The sequence below is a fragment of the Alphaproteobacteria bacterium GM7ARS4 genome (assembly GCA_014332745.1).
In the GTDB taxonomy this organism is placed as follows: domain Bacteria; phylum Pseudomonadota; class Alphaproteobacteria; order GM7ARS4; family GM7ARS4; genus GM7ARS4.
In genome coordinates, this window is the sequence record JACONL010000002.1 from 24,364 (window position 1) to 45,777 (window position 21,414).

24 protein-coding genes, 1 tRNA gene and 1 pseudogene are annotated in these 21,414 nt (G+C 52.9%); 8 read left to right on the forward strand and 18 right to left on the reverse strand.

All coding sequences use genetic code 11. From position 1 onward, the window contains the following. Window positions 1-10: 10 nt before the first annotated feature. Window positions 11-1,273, reverse strand: coding sequence for an aspartate kinase (locus GDA54_02770; protein MBC6497229.1), 1,263 nt, complete (start codon window positions 1,271-1,273; stop codon window positions 11-13). A 106-nt stretch (window positions 1,274-1,379) separates the two neighbouring features. Here GDA54_02770 and ubiG point away from each other — a divergent pair, with 106 nt between their 5' ends. Next, on the forward strand, window positions 1,380-2,162 hold the full coding sequence (gene ubiG / locus GDA54_02775) for a bifunctional 2-polyprenyl-6-hydroxyphenol methylase/3-demethylubiquinol 3-O-methyltransferase UbiG (protein MBC6497230.1): 783 nt from the start codon (window positions 1,380-1,382) through the stop codon (window positions 2,160-2,162). On the opposite strand, the gene GDA54_02780 is transcribed toward ubiG, so the two are convergent. From GDA54_02780 to GDA54_02790, 3 genes are read right to left on the reverse strand one after another with little or no spacing between them, the layout of a single operon-like run. After that, window positions 2,044-2,970, reverse strand: a complete 927-nt coding sequence (locus tag GDA54_02780) for a carbon-nitrogen hydrolase family protein (protein ID MBC6497231.1) — start codon at window positions 2,968-2,970, stop codon at window positions 2,044-2,046. The two genes, ubiG and GDA54_02780, sit on opposite strands and share 119 nt — an antisense overlap. 5 nt (window positions 2,971-2,975) lie before the next feature. Continuing rightward, complete coding sequence (gene grxC, locus GDA54_02785; protein MBC6497232.1) at window positions 2,976-3,308, reverse strand: glutaredoxin 3; 333 nt, start codon at window positions 3,306-3,308, stop codon at window positions 2,976-2,978. A gap of 54 nt (window positions 3,309-3,362) precedes the next feature. Next, window positions 3,363-4,205, reverse strand: coding sequence for a ComF family protein (locus GDA54_02790; GenBank protein ID MBC6497233.1), 843 nt, complete (start codon window positions 4,203-4,205; stop codon window positions 3,363-3,365). Window positions 4,206-4,283: 78 nt separating this feature from the next. Between GDA54_02790 and GDA54_02795 the strand changes: the two genes are divergently transcribed. Then, entirely contained in the window at window positions 4,284-5,093 is an 810-nt protein-coding gene (locus GDA54_02795; GenBank protein MBC6497234.1) for a methyltransferase domain-containing protein, read from the forward strand. 11 nt (window positions 5,094-5,104) lie between these two features. Here GDA54_02795 and GDA54_02800 read toward each other — a convergent pair. The 3 genes from GDA54_02800 to GDA54_02810 form a co-directional block, all read right to left on the reverse strand. Next, window positions 5,105-5,176, reverse strand: a tRNA-Gln gene (locus GDA54_02800). 21 nt (window positions 5,177-5,197) lie between these two features. After that, window positions 5,198-5,794, reverse strand: coding sequence for a urate hydroxylase PuuD (locus GDA54_02805; protein MBC6497235.1), 597 nt, complete (start codon window positions 5,792-5,794; stop codon window positions 5,198-5,200). A gap of 121 nt (window positions 5,795-5,915) precedes the next feature. Then, window positions 5,916-6,422, reverse strand: a complete 507-nt coding sequence (locus tag GDA54_02810) for a DUF4399 domain-containing protein (protein ID MBC6497236.1) — start codon at window positions 6,420-6,422, stop codon at window positions 5,916-5,918. A 95-nt stretch (window positions 6,423-6,517) separates the two neighbouring features. Between GDA54_02810 and trxB the strand changes: the two genes are divergently transcribed. Then, entirely contained in the window at window positions 6,518-7,480 is a 963-nt protein-coding gene (gene trxB, locus GDA54_02815; protein ID MBC6497237.1) for a thioredoxin-disulfide reductase, read from the forward strand. Here the strand turns inward: trxB and GDA54_02820 are convergent. From GDA54_02820 to GDA54_02830, 3 genes and pseudogenes are all read right to left on the reverse strand, one after another. After that, window positions 7,475-8,434 (reverse strand): 2-dehydropantoate 2-reductase, encoded by a 960-nt coding sequence (locus tag GDA54_02820; protein MBC6497238.1) that lies wholly within the window; start codon window positions 8,432-8,434, stop codon window positions 7,475-7,477. The two genes, trxB and GDA54_02820, sit on opposite strands and share 6 nt — an antisense overlap. Continuing rightward, a pseudogene (locus GDA54_02825) lies at window positions 8,431-9,099 on the reverse strand (phosphoribosylglycinamide formyltransferase). The gene GDA54_02820 and the pseudogene GDA54_02825 overlap by 4 nt, the downstream one beginning before the upstream one ends. Continuing rightward, window positions 9,086-10,165: a phosphoribosylformylglycinamidine cyclo-ligase gene (locus GDA54_02830; protein MBC6497239.1), complete on the reverse strand. Its 1,080-nt coding sequence runs from the start codon at window positions 10,163-10,165 to the stop codon at window positions 9,086-9,088. The pseudogene GDA54_02825 and the gene GDA54_02830 overlap by 14 nt, the downstream one beginning before the upstream one ends. Window positions 10,166-10,309: 144 nt before the next feature. Between GDA54_02830 and GDA54_02835 the strand changes: the two genes are divergently transcribed. Together GDA54_02835 and GDA54_02840 are read left to right on the forward strand one after the other, a co-directional pair. Further along, window positions 10,310-11,539 carry a hypothetical protein gene (locus GDA54_02835; protein MBC6497240.1) on the forward strand — a complete coding sequence of 410 codons (1,230 nt, stop codon included), beginning with the start codon at window positions 10,310-10,312 and terminating at the stop codon, window positions 11,537-11,539. After that, window positions 11,533-12,120 carry a CDP-alcohol phosphatidyltransferase family protein gene (locus tag GDA54_02840; protein MBC6497241.1) on the forward strand — a complete coding sequence of 196 codons (588 nt, stop codon included), beginning with the start codon at window positions 11,533-11,535 and terminating at the stop codon, window positions 12,118-12,120. Before GDA54_02835 ends, GDA54_02840 begins: the two co-directional genes overlap by 7 nt. A 2-nt stretch (window positions 12,121-12,122) precedes the next feature. Here GDA54_02840 and GDA54_02845 read toward each other — a convergent pair whose 3' ends face one another. Further along, entirely contained in the window at window positions 12,123-13,163 is a 1,041-nt protein-coding gene (locus GDA54_02845) for an aldo/keto reductase (protein ID MBC6497242.1), read from the reverse strand. Between the two features lie 177 nt (window positions 13,164-13,340). Here GDA54_02845 and GDA54_02850 point away from each other — a divergent pair, with 177 nt between their 5' ends. After that, window positions 13,341-14,108 carry a Bax inhibitor-1/YccA family protein gene (locus GDA54_02850; protein ID MBC6497243.1) on the forward strand — a complete coding sequence of 256 codons (768 nt, stop codon included), beginning with the start codon at window positions 13,341-13,343 and terminating at the stop codon, window positions 14,106-14,108. 188 nt (window positions 14,109-14,296) lie between these two features. Here the strand turns inward: GDA54_02850 and GDA54_02855 are convergent, their stop codons facing one another. From GDA54_02855 to GDA54_02885, 7 genes are all read right to left on the reverse strand, one after another. After that, complete coding sequence (locus GDA54_02855) at window positions 14,297-14,689, reverse strand: diacylglycerol kinase (protein MBC6497244.1); 393 nt, start codon at window positions 14,687-14,689, stop codon at window positions 14,297-14,299. Window positions 14,690-14,746: 57 nt separating this feature from the next. After that, complete coding sequence (locus tag GDA54_02860) at window positions 14,747-16,150, reverse strand: NAD(P)(+) transhydrogenase (Re/Si-specific) subunit beta (GenBank protein MBC6497245.1); 1,404 nt, start codon at window positions 16,148-16,150, stop codon at window positions 14,747-14,749. Window positions 16,151-16,190: 40 nt separating this feature from the next. After that, complete coding sequence (locus GDA54_02865) at window positions 16,191-16,523, reverse strand: NAD(P) transhydrogenase subunit alpha (GenBank protein ID MBC6497246.1); 333 nt, start codon at window positions 16,521-16,523, stop codon at window positions 16,191-16,193. Window positions 16,524-16,575: 52 nt separating this feature from the next. Then, window positions 16,576-17,763, reverse strand: coding sequence for an NAD(P) transhydrogenase subunit alpha (locus GDA54_02870; GenBank protein MBC6497247.1), 1,188 nt, complete (start codon window positions 17,761-17,763; stop codon window positions 16,576-16,578). 34 nt (window positions 17,764-17,797) lie between these two features. Beyond that, entirely contained in the window at window positions 17,798-18,253 is a 456-nt protein-coding gene (locus tag GDA54_02875; GenBank protein MBC6497248.1) for a zinc-ribbon domain-containing protein, read from the reverse strand. Between the two features lie 206 nt (window positions 18,254-18,459). Further along, window positions 18,460-19,602, reverse strand: coding sequence for an ammonium transporter (locus GDA54_02880; protein ID MBC6497249.1), 1,143 nt, complete (start codon window positions 19,600-19,602; stop codon window positions 18,460-18,462). 17 nt (window positions 19,603-19,619) lie between these two features. Beyond that, window positions 19,620-19,781, reverse strand: coding sequence for a hypothetical protein (locus GDA54_02885; protein ID MBC6497250.1), 162 nt, complete (start codon window positions 19,779-19,781; stop codon window positions 19,620-19,622). A gap of 22 nt (window positions 19,782-19,803) precedes the next feature. Between GDA54_02885 and GDA54_02890 the strand changes: the two genes are divergently transcribed. Together GDA54_02890 and GDA54_02895 are read left to right on the forward strand one after the other, a co-directional pair. Continuing rightward, on the forward strand, window positions 19,804-20,490 hold the full coding sequence (locus GDA54_02890; protein MBC6497251.1) for an ATP-binding cassette domain-containing protein: 687 nt from the start codon (window positions 19,804-19,806) through the stop codon (window positions 20,488-20,490). Between the two features lie 13 nt (window positions 20,491-20,503). Beyond that, complete coding sequence (locus GDA54_02895) at window positions 20,504-21,412, forward strand: hypothetical protein (GenBank protein MBC6497252.1); 909 nt, start codon at window positions 20,504-20,506, stop codon at window positions 21,410-21,412. The last annotated feature ends 2 nt before the right edge of the window (window positions 21,413-21,414 follow it).

A 21,414-nucleotide genomic window follows, 5' to 3' on the forward strand; every position in this document is an offset into this window, starting at 1 on the left:
ATACATGCTGTTATTGTCGACCATGGTCTGATGCCTGTTCCAGGTGAAAGGCATGGTGAAGGGCATGGACTGCCTCAGTGCCACGATCTTTGGCAATGAGGAGGCTTATCTTAATCTCCGATGTGGAAATGACGTGGATATTGATATTATGCTCGGCAAGAGCTTGGAACGCCCGACTGGCAATACCCGCATGGTTACGCATGCCTATGCCAACAATGGAGACCTTTGCCACATGGTCATCGGTGAGAAACCCCCGATAGTTTATCGTTGGACGTTCCTGCTCTATAATTTTCTTGCTCTGAGCAAGGTCTTCGCGCGACACCGTGAATGTCACCGACGTTGTTTTCCCATCCTCAGCGATATTTTGCACGATCATGTCGACACTGATGTCTCGTTCGCTCAATTTCTTAAAAATCGCGCATGCGACTCCCGGACGATTGGCAACGCCTAGCAACGTCAATTTTGCCTCGTGATCCTCCAAGGCCACCGCGCGTACCGTCGGGCTTTCCACCAGCGCAGACTCCTCCTCCATAATCCATGTCCCTCGTTCCCTGTCGAAGGTTGAGCGTAAGTGTATAGGAATATGGTATCTCATCGCAAGCTCTACCGAACGTGCATGTAAAACTTTTGACCCTAGGGACGCCAGTTCCAGCATCTCCTCGTAGGCAATATGGTCGATACGGCGCGCTTGGGGAATAAAACGAGGGTCTGCCGTGTAAATCCCTCGAACATCGGTGAAAATCGTGCAAGATGATGCGCCCACCGCCACCGCCATGGCGACAGCTGTCGTATCCGACCCTCCTCGCCCCAATGTCGTAATGCGTCCAGACGGACACACGCCTTGAAAGCCCGGAATCACGACAATGTCTTTTTCTTTCCATACATCCTCTAGCTTTTCCTTTGATATAGAGAGAATACGCGCTTTCCCATGGCGGTTATCGGTGTTGATAGGCACTTGCCACCCCTGTAGAGATTGTGAAGAGAGCCCGCGACATGAGAGGGCCAGTGCCATGAGGCCGCTCGTCACTTGCTCTCCGCTCGAGACAACCACGTCATATTCTCCCACGTCATAAGACGCGCGACCACATGCCTCGACATACCCTACGAGTTCATTGGTGAAACGACCCATAGCCGAGACAACGACCACTCCTTTGACATCACCATGTGTCTGGCGCGCCGCTGTCCATGACTCAACGACACGGTCGGCTGCCATCCCTATCTTGTGTGCGTCTTGTAACGATGTCCCGCCAAATTTGTGAACGATATAGTGCATTGTTAAGAGGCAATGGATTTTTGACGCCTATCCCTTTATACCTCTTTCATAGAGAGATATGCGCGCCTAAGCAAGTCTCTCACCCTACAGATAGGAGGATAGAGACATGACACAGCAATGGGCTGAGGCATTTCATCGCCATGATGATTGGTGGGACGAGCATGGCCATTTTGCGCCCCTCCATTGGCTCAATCCGCCACGTCTTCTCCATATTAAGAGGCAGGTAGAGCGATTCTTAACGCCAGACACGTCACGCCCGCATGCGCTTTTACACGGGATGAACGTCATCGATATTGGCTGTGGCGGCGGGCTTGTTGCCGAAGCCCTCGCCCGCTTGGGGGCGCATGTCACCGCCATCGATATCCACGAACGCCCTCTCACTGTGGCAAGACGCCATGCCCAAGCCCATCATCTCACCATCGATTATCGCTGTTGTCCTGTGTCTGACATGGCACAGAGCGCCCCTGCTCACTATGACCTTGTCATCAATTTTGAAGTCATCGAACATGTCTCTGACCCCGCCTCCTACCTCACAGACAGCATAACCCTCATGAAAAAGGGAGGCATACAGATTCTCTCGACCCTCAATCGCACATGGACGTCCTTCATGGTTGCCATTGTTGGTGCGGAATATCTCTTGCGTCTACTAGAGAGGGGAACGCATGACTGGAATCGCTTTTTGACACCCCAAGAGCTAACCCACATCATCCATAGGCAACGCCAGCGCCATGCCACACATGTTGTCCACCAACAAGGTCTCGTCTTTGACCCTATGGCGCGCGTGTTTCGTCTTCATCCTTCCACCGATGTTCACTATTTTCTGACGCTCCAGAAAGGTGAAAAGGGCGATGATGGTGATGGCATGGCAAACGGCGGCGCGCATGGGTGATCTCCTCCCGTTGAAAGGGCGCTGTGATAACACATGGGGATGTCCCATCCCCTTGAGCAAGGACATCGCCCCACGGACTGATGATAAGGGAGTGTCCCCATGTCTCGCGTCCTCCTCCATGGACGCCACATTGGGCTGCCGCCACGATATAGACGCCATTCTCGATGGCGCGAGCGCGTAAGAGCGTCTCCCAATGCGCTTCGCCAGTGGGACGCGTGAATGCCGCTGGCACCGAAATGATATGGGCGCCGCCTTGTGCTAACGTATGAAAGAGGCGAGGGAAACGCACGTCATAGCATATGGTTAACCCCAGCTTGCCGATGAAAGCGCCATAGTCGTCCACATCCACAAGGACGGCATGGTGTCCCGCCTGATAGAAACGGGATTCGTTATACTGCCCATGGGCGTCTAAATTGGCATCGAAGAGGTGGATCTTGTCGTAATAGGCAACCGCTTTTCCTTCGGGAGAGAACACATAGCAACGATTGACGAAGGGCGCGCCTTCCTTGCCATGTGCCTTGCCATCATCAAGGCGGATGGTGACAGAACCCGCCACGAGCCATATGGCGTGCTGTTGTGCGAGATGGGAAAAACGCGTCAGGCAAGGATGGCGGTGGGGGGGATAGGCGATGGCTTGGGGATGTGTGTTGAGGGGGAGCATGCCTGCCACATTCTCAGGGGTGATGACGAGAGACGCGCCACGCGCCACTGCCTCAAGGATTCCCGTTTCAGCGTCATCGAGGGTTTTTTCCACATCCTCACGAGCATTGGTCTGCACGCACCCTATGGTGAAGCATTGTTTACCCATAGCGCCTATCCCTCACCCTCTCCATGATGGGGGGCTTTACGTAACAGCGCTTGGAGTTGTCCATTCTGTTCCAATTGGTGCAATTCATCTGAGCCGCCAATATGATGTCCGTTGATAAAAATTTGTGGGACGGTGCGTCGCCCATGGGCGCGCTGTGCCATATCATCACGCATGGAGGCTGTCGTCAGCACATTATAGCCTTCATAGGCGACCCCATGGCGCTCGAACAGGCGTATCGCCCGCTGGCAGTAGCCACAGAAAGGCGAATAATACATCTCAACGCATGCCGCCCATGAAGGATTCTGGTGGGGAAGGGTGTGAGGAGGTTCGGTTGCCATGGTATCTCTCCTTTTTTGACGTGTGTTTCTGTGTCCATTGTCTCTCTCAAACACTTATAGAAGTGTTGTGCCTGTACGCGCAAGGGTGACGACATCCACAGCGTGCGCGCCGCCCATCATCAACGTATGGGTGCATGCATCGACTGTTGCGCCTGATGTCAAAAGGTCATCAACCAACAGCACGGATTGTCCCTTGATCATCTTCTTGGTGGCGGGTGTGAGGCGAAAGGCGTCCTTGACATTGTCATAACGTTCTAAAAATGCCTGTTGGCGTTTGTGGCGCTGGGCGTACGCCATAGAGGCTTTCTGTTTTCTTGTTGCCTTCACTCTGACCAATCCGCCTACAACGAGTTCTTTCCGCAGATGGCGATTAAGAGCGCATGCGAGCGTATAGGCTTGATTGTAGGAACGCCACACATGGCGTGTCCAATGACTAGGAACGGCCATGAGGACATCGCAAGAACGCATGGAAGGCGTCAAGGCATGGAAAAGCAATGTGCCATAATAGGCGGACGCATCCAGTCGGTTGCCATATTTGTAAGAGAGAATCAGCTGACGTCCGACCCCTCGATAGAAAAAGACAGAACGCGCCCGCCGCCATAGAGGACGCATAGCCTGACATGCCAAACAGAGGGAGGAGTCATCGCTCGAGGGCGTCACTTCATAGGCCTGCCCACAGCACGGACAGGAGGCATGAATAAAAAAGACATTCGACCAGCAAGAGGCGCATAACCCGCGATTCCCCACCACGACGCCACAATGGTAGCAACGATGGGGTAGCAGAATATCCGCCATCCAGCGTCCAGCGCTCTCTAAGGCACGTCCCCAGCCCTTCCTCTCATGGCCATAAGGGCCCTGATTGCTATGATGGTGTCTTGTCCATAGGCTCAATGTCATCGCTCAATAGTTGAAGAGGAGGCGCGCTGTGCCTATTGTATCATCATTCTGTCCTGCCAAGATATGCCGTTATGTCCTATGCGTCATCCTTTCGACCATGTTGCCCGTAGGCGTTTTCGTGAGCGGAGTTGCGCCCATCCTCTATGCTATGACTATGTCTCGACACAGGCTGCCATGCGCCTCTATGAGCGCCTTGCCGATGTTAAGCGTTGTTTTGATAACGTCCTTATCATCGATGCCCGCTGTGGCACATTGGGGCATGCCCTTTCTTCTCGTCATCCCATCGAACGTCTCGTCATGCTCGATGAATCTTACGGGTTTTCCTCTCTCTGTGCCAAGAGAAGCAAGCGTTTTCCTATGGCAAAAGAACAACATTGTATCACGGCATGTGCCGAGATGCTTCCCTTTGACGCATGCGCCTTCGATGTCATTATTGTCAATTATGGCTTGCATCTGCTCAATGATATTGTGGGGGCATTGGCGCAATTGCGCCGTTGTCTCGCCCATGATGGCCTCTTCATGGCGACGATGGCGGGGCATGGGAGTTTAGCGTCCTTAGGCGAGATTCTTATCCATGCTGAATTGGCATGTCGACAGGGTGCGAGCACACGTATCATGCCGCTCCCGCGCATGCAAGATTGCCCGTCTTTACTGAAACGCGCGGGATTTCAACATCATGTCGTCGATGAGGATGTCTTGACATACCAAGAAGACGACTTCTCTCGTGTCATAGACATCCTACGGGCAACTGGCGAACAGAATTGCCTCGAGACGCGTTGCCGTGCCTTCGCCCCTTCAGCGCTCTTTCGCCATGCCGAACAAAGATGGCAAGAGAGCTCACGCACCCTGACGTGGCAATTGCTCACCCTGACAGCTTGGCAACATTAGCCTCTTCTGTGCTGGGGCGGCAGGATTCGAACCTGCGCATGGCGGGATCAAAACCCGCTGCCTTACCGCTTGGCTACGCCCCACGCATGCGCCCCCCTCCCGCCTCAGTAAAGATTTTGTGCCGAGACCATCGAATAGAGCATGGGAATGGAGAGTGCCGTATTGATACGGGAAAACATCATCGCTGTTGTCGCTGAGGCTTTCTTCTGCGCATCACTGGCCTTCACAATGCCTAAGGCGCGTTTCTGATGAGGCCATATGACAGCCCATACATTAAGGAGCATGATAATCCCCAACCACATGCCGATACCAATGGCAACAGAACGTTCGCTGGCATAAGGGTCCATCAAGCCTAATGTCAGTGCATCCACGAGATAACCACTGAGCATGGCAAGGATAAGCCCTGTCACAAGAGTCGCCACAGCCGCCCAACGAAACCAAAACAACGCTCTTGGTGCGATGACTTGGGTGATGGCTGGCTTTTGCGCATCACTGATGGATGGCATGCTCGGTATCTGCACGAAATTGAAATACCACAAAAGCCCTATCCACATAATGCCTGAAAGCACATGCAGCCAACGGAACAGAAATGCCCACCCTGCTTGGTCAAATTGCGGGAAATCCAGCACCAGAAGCAAGCCTAAAAGCAAACCGACGCCAAGTAACAGCGCGTTCGAGAGTTTTTGGAAGAATTTTGCCATCGCGATCGTCTCCTTGTTAAACATTGTGCCCCGATACCACCCTCCCCACCCTTAAAGGGACAATGACATCATGGCGAGTCTATATGAAACGATGCCTCTTGTCCTCACTATTTTTAGCACGTCACTTGACGGTGATGGTGATAGGCTCAGAATGGAGTGACGGAATGGGATAGTGATAGGCATCGCCCAGCACAAGACGCAAAACATACGCGCCGGGCCTGAGGTCCAGCTCTGTTTCCGTCTGTCCGCCGCCAAAATGAAGCAGGGTCTCGCTAAACGCCATCTCCGTTCCCGCCTCAGGCAATGCTGTCGCCTCAGGGTCGTCAGACGGACGTATGACAAGGTGATGATGTCCCGTCCCCTCTAACTCAATGCCAGCAGGCGCAATGCCAAAATTCTTTAAGCCAAAACGCACCTTCACAGGACTCGTGACGATAGCGCCATCCGTGGGCGTGATGAAATAGACGGAAGGAGCGTCAGTGGCCTCAGTGTCATCCATCATCATATGCGCCATGCTCTCAGTCGCCCCATAGGCTACATAGGCAAGGCATAACGGACACAGGATGGAAAGACAACGCCAGACGCTGACACAAGAGATAGAACGTAAAAGACTCATGAATGCTGTCATATCCTTTCTTCGGTATATGGGATGGTGGCGGTATGATGGATGACTATATGATATATGTGGCAAGATGTCACCCTTTTTAAAGAGATGGAGCGATCATGGCAGACACAACAAAAAAAGAGAAAACACGGCTTCTTATCATAGGGACGGGCCCCGCTGGCTGTACCGCTGCCATCTATGCTGCTCGCGCCAATTTAGCGCCTCTCTTGGTGAGTGGGTTAGCGCCGGGCGGACAACTCACCATCACCACCGACGTCGAGAACTATCCGGGCTTTGTGGATGCCGTTCAAGGGCCAGACCTCATGGAGTCGATGCAACGTCAGGCGTCTCGTATGGGGGCGCGTCTCATGCGCGAGAGCATTGTGCGCCTCGATGTCTCACAAAACCCCATGACGGCTTGGTGCGATGGCGGCGGCCTCATCGAGGCGGATGCTATCATCATTGCGACAGGGGCAAAGGCGCGATGGTTAGGGTTGCCTAGTGAAGCGTATTACAAAGGCTATGGCGTGTCCGCATGTGCCACATGTGATGGCTTTTTCTATCGGGGCAAACATGTTGTCGTTATCGGTGGTGGCAATACAGCCGTTGAGGAGGCGCTTTATCTGACGCGCCATGCGTCGCATGTGACTCTCATGCACCGCCGTCATCGCCTACGCGCTGAACAATGCCTACAAGACCGACTCAGAGCTTATGAATCTCGTGGCAAGGTCACGATCATGTGGGACCATGTCTTGCGAGAGGTCTATGGCACGAAAGACCCACGCGCCGTACAAGGGATTGTCGTTGAGCATAGCAAGAATGGCACAACACGCCGCCTTGACGTAGAGGGTGTCTTTGTCGCTATTGGCCATGACCCCGCCACGGAGATTTTCCGCACACTCCTCGAATGCGATGAAGATGGTTATATTAAAGTCGCCCCCGGAAGCACGCAGACATCTGTTGCGGGCGTCTTTGCGGCGGGTGATGTGTGTGATAAAATCTATCGCCAAGCCGTCACAGCCGCTGGCATGGGCTGTATGGCCGCATTGGACGTGGAACGTTTCCTGACATCAACGTCATAGGCTCAATAGGGCTGTGATCATGCGGTGGATGGGAACGGGAATAGTCTTTTTTTCTGCTAAACGCGCCAATCCTCCTGATAGCCAAGGTAGTTCCAGCGGGCGTCCTCGCTCTCTATCCAGACTCATGGAGGCGCGATAGGAGGCGGGCAAGGATGATGCCGTTTTCATCCATGTGACTTTGGGGCTTTCTGGAAAAGATATGCCATAGGCGCGTGCCACGCGTTCTCCCTCGTCTAATCCTTCCTCGAAGAGCCGCCATGTGGGGGGGTGAGAACGCAATACCCCAAGGGGCTGTTGCGTCAATGTCGTCAGGCCACTAAATGTCGTGAGAAAAATGAATTTGTCCCAGAGCATACGCGCCATCACGTCCTTAGGCACTTGGCGGCATTGTATGGATGCCTCTTTCCCGTAGGCAATGAAGGCGTCCAGCAACGCCTCGTCTTTCTTATCCGAGACGGCAAAGGAGAAACGGGCAAGGTTGCCATTCAAGCATATGACACCAGCCTCTTTCACGAAAGAAGAGATATGGGCAACACCCATCCCAATGCGATGGTGGGGGACGTCACGCGTCAATAGAGACGTCACCTCAACGCCATTTTGCAGGGGAAGGACGAGGGTGGGTCGTTTGAGCGCACGGAGCAGCGCGCACGCGCTCTCATAATCCGTCATTTTAACACAGAAAAGGACAATATCAGGGTGAAAAGACGGCATGGACGGACTTGCCGTGAGGGCGCGACATCGTCTATCAGCTCGCGCCTCTGTCCCTTCATGCGTCAAGGTGAGCCCATGCCGTTGGATATGACGTCCATGGGTGCCTCTGGCGACACAATGGAGGCGTCGAGACGACCCATGAGCCTCATGAGCCTCATGAGCGTGATGTCGCCCGTGAAAAGCGCCCAGCATGCTGGCGAGATAGCCACCAATACCGCCAGCGCCGATAATGACAATGTTCATGATGTCTTGCCTACGGGTGTCGCGTGTTCTTGCTGATGGCCATGTGGCTGGCCCCATGTGTGGCTCAGCGCACGTATCACTCTGGGATAGAGGATATGTTCTTGTTCTAAAATCCGCGCTGCCAGACGTTCTGGCGTGTCGTCTTGTGCTACAGGAACAGAGATATGGTCGATGACGTCGCCTCCGTCCATCTCTTTCACCACATAGTGGACAGAACAGCCTGAAGAGGATTCTCCCGCCGCAATGACGCGCCTATGGACATCTAACCCCTTATAAGCGGGAAGAAGGGACGGATGGATGTTGATGATACGTCCTTGATAGCTGGCGATAAATTCTTCCGTGAGAAGGCGGTCATAGCCAGCAAGGCACAATAAATCTGGCGTATGGGGACGCAAGGCGTCATGGAGCGCATGCTCATGGGCAACCCTTGTGCCATACTCTGCCGAGTCCACACAATGGGTGTCAATGCCAAAGGTGCGGGCAATGGATAAGGCGGGAACAGAAGGATGATTGCTGATAACAATGGCAATACGGGCGGGATAGTCTGTCTCTTGACATGCGTGCGCTATGCTTTTGAGATTGCTTCCACGCCCCGATACAAGAATGGCAAGGTTGAGACGCATAACAGGGGCATGACGTCACAGAGAGTCGTTATATGTTGTCATGGAAATAGCGCACGGCTTCTTGGCCGTCCTTTCTTGCCGTTATCTGCCCTATCTCGAAGGCTGGGGGGTGGTGTTTCTTGGCTTTGTCGACATGGTTCGCGTCGACAATGGCAACCATGCCGATACCGCTATTAAAGACATGACGCCATTCCTCTTCATCCATACGCGCCTTTTGAGCAAGTGCTTTCTGTAGGGGGGGGATGGTCCAAGCCTTCACGTTGATGTCAGCCTTCCATTCATGGCTGAACATGCGCGGGATATTTTCATTCAAGCCACCCCCCGTGATATGGGCAAATCCCTTCGCCAAGCCTGCGCGGACGAGTGCATAACATGGTGTCGTATAGAGTTCTGTCGGTGTCAGCAACTGCTCTCGCAAAGATTTTGTGTCGCCATCGAGGAAGGGTCTGTCTATATCGATGGCATGCTCCTCGATGATACGCCGTATCAAAGAAAAGCCATTGGCATGGACACCAGAGGAAGGAAACGCGAGGAGCGTATCGCCCTCTTGCAAGGCGGGTTTCTTGGTGTGGTAATAGCGCGGGATAGCACCGACAGCAAAGCCCGCAATGTCATAATGCCCTTTTTGATACAAGCCCGGCATCTCTGCCGTCTCGCCTCCCACCAACGCGCAACCGCATGCCTGACATGCATGACGGATACCATCCAGCACATGGCGCGCCGACTCGATGTCCAATTGTCCACATGCATAATAGTCGAGGAAAAACAGAGGACGCCCTCCCATGCTCGCGATATCATTGACGCACATCGCCACGACGTCCATGCCGATATGCTGGTGGTGCTGTGGGGTCTGGGCAAGCAATAATTTCGTGCCAACGCCATCACAACATGAGACGAGAAAGGGGTTGCGTCCCAATGATTTATCTACATCTTCAATCTTGGATGTATCGAGCACGCTACCGAATCCGCCAAGCACCAGTGCCCCCGTCTCTGCTAAGCCATTATGGGTTGCTTGTGCCATTGGCTCGATACAGGACACAAAGTCTTGTCCTTTCCGTGTATCAACCCCCGCATGACGATAGGCAGATGATGCGTCAGTGTGTGGCATGCGTGTCGCTCTGAGGTGTCTGTCGTGAGGTATCATAAGACGTTATTGCTCCTTTGTGCCTCTCTTGAGATATAACACATAAAAAAAAGAGGGGTCGACAAAAATCGCTCCTGTGGTGGCTCATAACGCAAGACTTGGCAAACCATGAATCATGTCTTATTTTACGCCCATGAGAATTTTATCCGAAAAATGGTGCGTTCCTTGCCTTCTTTGTTGAGACGTCCCTCTCAGTGCATGTCGTGGATGGCCACGTGTCTTATGGGGATGTTGCTCCCATCGCACGCCTCAGCCCTACAGGAGGCTGACGCCTATGTTGTGCCTGATGTCACAATCGATATTGCCGCTGGCTCTATCGCCTCAGCGCGCCAAGAAGCGCTCATCAGCACCCGCACCGACGCCTTTCGCTTGCTGTTGACATCCCTCACATTGACGGAAGACCACGAACGCCTCCCTGAGATCGCTATCTCAGATATTCGCCTCTTCGCCTTAGGGCTCGACATCAATGAAGAGCGCTTTACCCAAGATAACTATTTTGCCCGCATGACATGGCGTTTCGATAAACCATTGGTGCAGGAATTATTGAGTCAGCTGAGTATTCCCTTTGTTGCCAGTGATGCCGGTAAAGTCGTCATTCTCCCCCTCTATCGTCAAGCAGGGATTTCTCTCCTGTGGGATTCTGCAAACCCATGGCTTCAAGCATGGAAGCATGTTCCCGTCACGTCTCCCTTTTATCGTCATTCTGTGCCAGAGAATGTGCCATCGGAACTCGTAGGAAAAGAAGAAGCGACAAATCCCACAGAAGATTTGGCAGCCCTCGCCCATGCGCTCGAAGCCCAACATCTTGTTGTTGCCATCTTACAGCCCACCCTCGATACGGAAGGCAAAATCAATCTCTTACGCATAGAGGTCTTGGAATATCATTTTTCTGTGAAACAGCTCCCGCCAGACCATGTCTCCATGTTCCTATCGCGCAAACAGGGAGAGCATGAGAGCGCTTTCTTCATTCGAGCAGCCGAAAAAACGCACGCAACCCTCGAGGAACGCTGGAAACGCCTCAATCTCTATGCGCCCGGTGATGACAATGTCGTGGGAAGAATCAAAGTCAAAGTGTTTTATCAAGGATTCGCTGATTGGATACGCATGAAAGAACGGGTGGAAAAAAATCCCGTCATATCAAGGGTGAACATTGTCTCGCTGTCACGCGACTACGCTTTGCTCGATGCCTATGTGGCCGCGAGCCTTCCTATCTTTAGGCGTCAATTGAGCAGTCAAGGCATGGAGCTGTTCTTCCACCAAGAAGACAAACTATGGCTTCTTTTCGATAGCGACTACCCATGCCCCTTACGAGAAAAAGAAGGAGCAGACCCGTGCTAGAGACAAAAAGACAAGAATCGCACACATCCATCGTGCTGTCTTATGCCAATGTCGTGTCACTGGTGCGCCTTGTGTCAGCCCCTGTCGTCCTATGGCTTATTTTGGAGTCTCACATTGTCATCGCATCGATGCTCTTCGTGCTGGCGGCTTTGACGGACATGATTGATGGCGTCCTTGCCCGCTTTCACAACGAGACGAGCCACGTAGGTGTCTATCTTGACCCCCTTGCTGATAAGGTGCTCCTTCTTTGTGTCTATGTCACCATTGGTGTCATGGCGTGGCTTCCCCTATGGTTCGTTATTATCATCGTCTTTCGTGATATGTTTATCATTGTCGGCATTGTCATGGCGTATCTGTTGGAACAAAAGCGCGCCGATGTGAAGCCTCTCTTTATCAGTAAAGTCAATACGGCATTGCAATTTGCTCTCGCCTTGTGGGTTTTGTTGGGACAAACAGGGGTGGCAACGCCAATGATGGCCGCCTTCCCCTATCATCATCTCTATACCGACATTGGCGTTGTCGTCGTGGCGACAACAACCGTCATATCAGGACTGCTGTATCTCAGAAAATGGTGGGGATAGGGTTAGGGGCATGGGTTGGGTGTCTCAAGATGGACAGCGTTGATGTCGTCCATCATGGCGGGGGATAGGGTGAGAAACGCGCTATCGATATTGCTCTTGAGTTGTTCCATGCTTGTGGCGCCGATAATGGTGCTGGTGAGCCATGGCCGCTGATGAATGAAGGCTAGCGCCATCTGCGCCGCATCGAGCTTGTATTTTTTGGCAATATCGAGATACGCCTGCGTGATACGCGTCGCCTTCGGGTGGGTATAGCGCCCAAAAAGCTCACCATAGAGAGTCAGACGCGCCTTTGCCGGCTTAGCATCCCCCGCATATTTACCACTCAAAACGCCAAAGCCCAGAGGCGAATAGGCAAGCAAGCCACATGACTCTCGCAAGGCAACCTCCGCCAACCCCACGTCAAAACTGCGATTGAGAAGATTGTACGGATTTTGCACCGACACGATACGCGCCAAGCCTCGCGCTGACGCCACATGTAAAAAACGCATAACACCCCATGGCGTCTCATTGGAGACGCCAATGGCGCGCACCTTGCCCGCCTTGACAAAGCCATCCAACGTCTCTAGCTGCTCCTCTATGGCATGGACGTCCTCACTATCTGCCTTGCCCTCATAGTCGAGAGCGCCAAAAAAATTCGCCGCCCTATCAGGCCAATGCAACTGGTAAAGGTCAATATAATCCGTGCCAAGCCTTTCTAAACTTCCCTCGAGGGCGTCCGTTATCTGTTGACGGCTGAGCTGCGACCCGCCACGAATCCATGCCATCCCACTGCGCCCTGTCACCTTCGTGGCGAGAATGACACGGGAACGATTTTGACGCGCCTTGAACCACGCCCCGATGATACGCTCTGTCTCACCATAGGTCGACGCCTGAGGCGGAACGGGATAGAGCTCAGCGACGTCAAAGAAATTAATACCCCGAGAAAGAGCATAATCCATCTGCTCAAAGGCTTCTTCCTGCGTGTTCTGCTCTCCCCACGTCATCGTGCCTAAACATATCAGGCTGACTTTGATGCCACTCTTCCCCAAATCCCGATAAACCATATCGCTTGTCATATCCGCCATCATCACCACACTAATTCCTTCTTGACATATCCCCTTTTTCCCTCTACATGAGTAGCGTCATCTGTTCGTCTTGTCAACCTCTTGAGGAAGGGGGGTGATGGGGCGGTTGATGGCGGGGAGGGAGAGAGAAAATGATAACCAGGAGGTAGGAAAAATATGGCTTCTTTTGATTATAGGACACAGACGCAAGCGGGGAGGGACGTTGCGTTCAGTCAGGGTTTGCGTACCCACATGCTCCAAGTATATAACTACATGGCGTCTGGATTGTTCTTGACGGGGATTGTGGCGTGGCTGGCTTTTAATAATGCCGTTGTTGTTAATGGCGCTGGCGACATCACGGGTCTCACGTCCTTCGGGGATTCCATCTATAACAGCGGTTTGCGCTGGGTTATCATGTTTGCTCCCCTTGCCTTTATGTTGGTGCTGAGTTTTGGCGTGGAACGTTTGCGTTATAACACCCTTCAACTCATCTTCTGGGCATTCTCAGTGGCTATGGGCCTGTCTCTTGCGTCCATCTTCATGGTCTATACGGGCAATTCCATCGCCCGTGTCTTCTTCATCACAGCCGCCTCTTTTGCTGGCTTGAGCCTCTATGGCTACACCACGCAAAGAGACCTGACGGGCTTTGGCACATTCCTCATTATGGGACTCATTGGCCTGATCGTGGCGAGTATCGTCAATATCTTCTTGGCGTCCAGCATGCTCCACTTTATCATTTCCGTCGTCGGCGTTCTCGTTTTCGCCGGGCTGACAGCCTATGACACGCAGAATATCAAGCGCCTTTACCTGACCCATGCCAGTCAGGGCTCGGTAGGCGGGGAAGAGGTGAGAGGTAAGATGGTCGTGATGGGTGCTGTCAGCTTGTATCTCGACTTTATCAACCTGTTCCTCATGCTGTTACGCTTCTTTGGCGAACGACGCTAGAGAGAAAGGGCTCACGGGCTCTTGTGAGGGAGGTCTCATGAGTGTACTATGGGGGGTGTACTCTGGGGGGGTACTCTCAGGGGATATACGCTCAGGGGAGGCTCTGCATGAGACCTCGTGAAGGGGGGCTGGTGTGGGGGCGAGGGAGGCGATGTCCCCGTCTCACGCTTTCCGTGTGTCTTCTCGTGTCATCCTCGAAGGACGATGTCGGCTATGAACGCCATCAAGAGCGCCATAAAGCACAGAGTCAATATAAGAATCCCCGCCGCCGCCATGTCTTTAATATCCCGTATATCCTTGTGATAGGTGGGATGAACGAGATCGCATAGGCGCTCGATGGCGCTGTTGAAGCACTCAGTGACAAGCATCAGCACCGACACACCGAGCAAGGCATAGGAAAGTGTCATGGTGGGCGCTGGAGCCAAGAAAGACAGCACACTCACAAAAATAAGGGCAAGCTCTTTACGGGCAGAGGACTCCTTTTGTAGCAAGCAGAGCAGTCCCCTGAGGCTGACATAGGTGGCGTCCATCAGCCCCTTGTTCTTGGGGGGATGGCGCTGTTGTTGTGTGCTGTCCGTCATATTTTATCGTCTCTGTCTCTTGGGATATGTTTGGCGGCGAGATACGGGTGAGGCGTATCATCCCATAGATTTTATGATGGCTTCGACCATTTTTTTCGCATCGCCAAATAACATCAAGGTATTGTCGCGAAAAAAGAGTTCATTCTCTATGCCCGCATATCCCGCCCCTAGGGAACGTTTGCTGAACAAGACCGTTGTCGCTTTCTCAACATTGAGGATGGGCATACCATAGATGGGGCTTGTGGGGTCATTTTTTGCGGCGGGATTGGTGATGTCATTAGCACCGATGACAAAGGCGACATCGCTGTTGGCGAAATCGTTATTGATGTCATCCAATTCGAAGACATCCTCGTAAGAGACATTGGCTTCGGCAAGCAAGACATTCATGTGTCCGGGCATGCGTCCAGCGACAGGGTGAATGGCATAACGCACAGAGATGCCACTCTTTGTGAGAATCTGTGCCATCTCGTGCAGAGCATGTTGGGCTTGGGCCACCGCCATGCCATAGCCGGGGACAATCAAGACACGCGATGCGTTTTGCATAATGAAGGCAGCATCGTCGGCACTCCCAGCTTTGACATTGCCTTGGCCTTGTGGTTGAGTCGCGCCTGCCTGTGCTTCATCATCTCCCTGTCCAAATCCTCCTAAGATGACACTGATAAAAGAGCGGTTCATGCCTTTACACATGATATAGCTGAGAATGGCGCCAGACGAGCCAACGAGAGAGCCGACGATAATCAATAAATGATTGTTCAATGTCAGACCGATACCCGCCGCAGCCCAGCCAGAATAAGAATTAAGCATAGAGACAACAACGGGCATGTCAGCACCCCCAATGGGGATAATGAGTGTGACGCCTAAGATAAAGGCGAGGATGGTGGCCGCCCAGAAGGCTTGAGGTGAAAAAGAGTCGGCAAAGACAAAGAGGAGAGCCAGCAAGCCAAGACCCACGCATAAATTGATAACATGTTGTCCTCTAAAGGTGAAGGGTGAGCCACCCACCAACCCTTGCAACTTGGCAAAGGCAACGATAGAGCCTGTGAATGTCATAGCGCCAATGATACTGCCTAACCCCATCTCGATGAGGTTGGCAAAGGGAGGTTGACCGCTTCCTGACCCCTCTCCTATCCCGTAGAGGTGGGGCGCATACATGGCCGTCGATGCGACCAGAACAGCAGCCAGCCCAACAAGGCTGTGAAATGCCGCCACCAGTTGGGGAAGGGCTGTCATAGGAATACGAAGAGCGATGAATGTGCCGACACAAGCACCCAGCCCTATGGCGAGCATGATAGGTACGTATGACACAACATGGGGGAGGGATAATGTCGCACCAACAGCTAACGCCATCCCAAAGAGTCCCGCCGCTAAGCCTTTGCGCGCTGTTGTCGGGTGGGCAAGACCCCTCAAGGCATAGATGAAGCACAGGGCAGAGAGTAAATAGGAAAAAGCAACGTATGGCATCACGTTATCATGCGTGTCTTGTATGTTTCTCGGAGGGGGTTCATTGGCTTTTTCGGGGCTTTTTCGGTGTGGCTTTCTGTCTAAACATAGAGAGCATACGCCATGTCACAATGAATCCTCCGAAGATATTGACGGACGACAAAAAAATCGCCACAAGCCCCAAGAGGGAGACAATTGTCTCGCGATGTGTCGCATGCTCAAGGGGTGCTGTCATGTCAAAGGCGCCAGCAGCGAGGAGAGCGCCTACGATAATGACGCTCGAGATGGCGTTCGTGATCCCCATTAAAGGCGAGTGTAACGCTGGCGTGACACCCCAAATCACGTAGTAGCCTACAATGACGGAGAGGATAAAAATCGTTAAGGCGTCGCTCAGCGGGGTGGCATAGACGAGGCTTGGCGTGGTTGTCATAGGTGTCATAGGCGTGTCACTCCTTGGCGGTGATAAGGGTTGCGCTGACGATGGCGTCATCTCGGCACAGCATGGCGTCCATTGTCTCTTTTGTCAGAGGTGATGACGAGGATGTGTGTGCAAACATGCATGCGACAAAGTCGGTGATATTGCGCGAGAAAAGGCGTGAGGCATCATAGGCCCAGCAGGAGGCAAGGTTGCTCTGTCCCATGATGGTCACCCCATGGGCTTTTGTCGTGAGATAGGGTTTTGTGAGGGCGCAATTGCCTCCCGCATCAGCCGCCATGTCGATGATGATAGAGCCTGATTTCATGGTTTTGACCATATCATCTGTGATGATGGTGGGCGCGGGCTTGTCTGGTATCAAGGCTGTCGTGATGACAATATCCTGTTGTGGCAAGACGTCTTTGAGCAATGCTTGTTGTTTTTTTTGGTAATCTTTCGTCATTTCCTGAGCGTATCCGCCAGTGGTTTCTCCTTGCTGTGCGTCCTGTTCTAATCCTTGCGGTTCGAGGAATGTCCCGCCGACGCTCTCTACTTGTCTTTTGACGGTAGGACGGACATCCATAGCGCTCACGATACTGCCTAAACGTTTCGCTGTGGCGATGGCTTGTAGGCCAGCGACGCCAGCCCCAATGATAAGACAGCGGGCTGGCGCGATCGAGCCTGCCGCCGTCATCATCATGGGCATCATGCTCGAGAGATGGTAGGCGGCGAAAATCACCGCGCCATAACCCGCAATGTTACTTTGTGACGACAGGACATCCATGCTCTGAGCGCGTGTGATACGGGGAACACGCTCCAACGCAAAGGCGGACATGGCGTGACGCGCGCAAAAATCAAGAGCCTTTGACCTGTGGGGTTGAAATAACGCGCACAGATAAGCGCCTTTGGCTGGTGGCGGTGTCTCGCCATGCTCTTCTAAGGCGCTGAAGGGGGCGCGCACGCCTATGATCATATCAGCTTGCTCATAGCCCTCATGTCCCGCCTTGACGATGGTCGCTCCCTTCTCCTTATAGGCGTCATCGCCATAGCCCGCTGACGCACCAGCGCCTCCCGCCACATGCACAGCCCACCCCATGGCTGTTAGTCTGGGGACATGGTCGGGGACAAGAGCAACGCGCGCCTCATGGGCTGCCGTCTCCTTAGGAACAAACAAGAAAGGCTGAGACGTCATATCTTCATCGTCATCATTGATACCCATACGCGAGTGACAGAGTGTGTCTCTCCATTATTTATCACCTTTGTCCTCTCCCGTGCAAGAAGGAACAGCTGATGACATGGTTTGTCAAGGTGGCTTGTTCGTAGCATGGATAGATAAGCGCATAATACACGCTTGCTATGAAAAACGCGCACGCAATAAGTAACGCCATCGCCACAGGAATTATGGCGGGTTTCCTTTGTCTCTTTTGTGCTTGACGATACTGAGAGAGAGGCCCTTGTGCGGGACGATTGCGGGCATGGTCGGTATCCTCTTTGTCACCATCTCTTTTCATGCCAAGAGGGACGAGGGACGCGCTCTCTGGCAGGGGCTTTGCTCCTTGCTGTGCGTCGGGGTCTGGTGATGCCGTCACCGCCGGGTAGATCGTCATGACATATCCGCAATGGCTACAACGGGCGAGGCGGCCTTTTTTGGGGATAAGGTAACTCAATACAGAGTATTGCGTCCCACAAGAAGGACAACAAACAATCATGTTATACTCTTATGGCTCTGAGGTTATGTGTGCCTATCTTTGAGGCTCATTGTAGCAGTTTTTGCCGACATAGAGCCGTTCTGGGAGCCGTTCTGGCTCGTTGCTCTGGTCGTTGCAGACGCTGGGAACGGCAGGTTGCTCGGTGAAAGTGCTGTTGCGCCCTTATCATCGAGCGATGTTGGGCTGGTGTATGGTTGAGGGGCTGACTATTCGTCATCTCTTCGTATGCCGATGGTGTATTTCATGGCGAGCCAGATGACGGATGAGCATACAACGGTGAAAGCGCCAACGCAGAGGATACCGATAATTTGTGCGGCGATTGTGGCTGTGGGGTGCGACAAGCATACGGCGAGCGTGCCAAAGATTCCTGCGAAGAGGTGAACGGGTATGGCGCCGACGACGTCGTCGATGGCGCATGTGCGCAAGACATGGCCGCCCATCATGGCAACGAGTCCCCCCATGGCGCCGACGATGAATGCTATGGGCATCGAGTCGATGGGATAGGCGGTGATGGCGACGAGTCCGCCGAGGGCGCCGTCGATGAGGGCCGTGTATCCTTTTGCTCCTGTGGACGTTTGGACGCTGAGTTGTAGGTCATTATATCGTATGGCGAGTACGGTGATGACAGCAGTGACTCCTGCCGTTGCTGCGATGATCGTATTGGCATAGATTGTGGCGATGGTAATGGCATCTTCTGTCGTTGAGAGTGTTATTTGTGAGCCACCGTTGAATCCGAGCCAGCCGAAACATAGGATGAGCGTTCCGAGTGTTGCGAGTGGTTTACTGGCGATGATGAATTCTTGTTTTCCGAATCCTTTTCTTGGTCCGAGGATGATAGCCCCTGTGAGCGCTGCCCATCCGCCGACGGAGTGTACGACTGTAGAGCCTGCGAAATCGACGAATCCGATGTCATTGAGGAATCCGCCTCCCCATGACCATGACCCTTGTATTGGGTATATGATCGCCGCGAGGAACGTTGTGAAGATGAGGAATGGGAGGAGGCGCATGCGTTCTGCCACGGCGCCAGAGACGATCGATGCTGTTGTCGCGACAAAAACCATTTGAAAGAACCAGTATGCGTGGTCTGCGTATCCTTGCTGTATTTGCGTGTTGATGTCGCTAGGCTGCCAGACGCTGATCTCTTGGTGGAACATGATGTTGTATCCTGCGAAGAGGAAAGCGATGGCGCTGATAGCAAAGAGCGCGAGGTTTTTTGTGCACTGCATGGACATGTTTGGCCTGCGTACGAGTCCCGCTTCGAGCATCGTGAACCCTGCTGCCATGAACATGACGAGCGCGCCGTGGAAGAGGAGATTAATGGAATTGAGGATAAATAATGAATCTTGCATGGTGTTTTTGTGTGTGTTTAAGGACCATAGTCAGGTTTTATCGTCTGTTGGTTGATTGTCAAGTGTTCGCTCTCTGTTTGGGCTGTTTTTTTCTGTGAGATAAAATATCTTGTATCTTTGTGTGTCGGAAGAGCAAGATATGTATACTCTTTATGGTCACATCCTGGCCACTTAACCATCGTTCTATGCCTGTGATACCCTATGATACGTTTTGACAATGTCAGTTTTTTTTACACGCCAGATCATCTCATCTTGCGTCAGCTGACGTTTGAATTAGGCGTTGGGACGTTTCACTTCTTAACGGGTGCGAGTGGGGCGGGGAAGTCGTCTCTTTTGCGCATGATTTATATGGCGTCCATGCCAAAGCGAGGGCGTCTCACCGTTTTTAATCGTTATGTTTCTCGTCTGAAACGCCATGAGAAGACAGCCTTGCGTCGGCGTATTGGCGTTGTCTTTCAGGACTTTAGACTCTTATCCCATCTCACGGTGTTACAGAATGCGGCACTTCCCCTCCTTGTGTCGTCGCGTAGCGAGCATGAGGCGTTCGCCCAAGCCAAAGAAATTCTCGATTGGGTCGGGCTCAGCGCGTATTTCGATGCCTATCCTCAAACATTATCTGGCGGGCAACAGCAACGTATCGCCATTGTCCGTGCTATCGTCAACAAACCCGACCTCTTGGTTGCTGACGAGCCCACAGGCAGTGTGGACGAGCAAAGCGCCCATCGTTTCTTTCGCTTGTTCGAAGAACTCCATAAACTGGGGAGCACCGTCATCGTGGCAACGCACAATCCTTCTCTCCTGACGCGCTATCAACATCCCTCCCTCCATATAGAGAGGGGGCGTGTGACGATGCGCGACCATAACGCCCGCACCACGTCCGTGCTTTGAGCGCCCATAACGCATGTTTTCCTCACCCCTCCCCGATAAGAGCGATGCCTCCCTCCAATTGATGCAATGGATGATTGCCGCCATTGTCTACGCCGCCTCTATCCTTGTGGCACTCGTTCTCGTGGTGTCCCATGTCGTCGAACACTGGCGAGGACAACTGGGCGGGCATATCACCATCCAAGTCATCCCCAAAGAGAACGCACACGACCGTGAGTCCATTGAACGTCTACAGACGGTGATTCGTCAATTCGAAGGCGTCGACAACGTCTCCCTTGTCCCGCAAGAAGAGCTCGACGCCATGTTGGCGCCATGGCTCAACGCAAGAGACACGACAGAGGACAAGCATACCCTGCCATGGCACACGACATCCGTCATCACCATTCCCCTTGTCATCCACGTGCAAAAAGAGAAGGACATGCTTGTCGATTTAGCGCGTCTGCAAGAGACTATCGAGACATTCGCGACCCATGTGTCTGTGGACGACCACAACACATGGTTTGCCGAGAATTTTGCGTTCATCACCCAACTACAGCTGGTGGCCTTTGGCATTATCGGCTTACTTATTTGCGTGGCGATGGTCGTTGTGACCTTTATGGCGCGTATTGGTGTGTCTCTTCATTATGGGACGATCGAGATATTATGTCTTATCGGGGCGAGAGACCATTTTATCAGTCGTATCATTGCCAGACGCTTTGGCATTGTCTCTCTTCAAGGGGGCGCTTTTGGGAGTGTGTTTGCCGTGATCACGCTTGTGTTATTAGGGACGGCCCATGCTCAAGGGGCGTTTTGGTTTCAGGATATGAGCCTATGGGAAAAACAGCTCTTATGGGGCGGTCTCTCCATCCTCCCATTTCTTTTTGCGAGTGTTGTCGTCATGGTGACGTGGATGACGACATGGCGCGCCCTGATACGCATGCTATGATA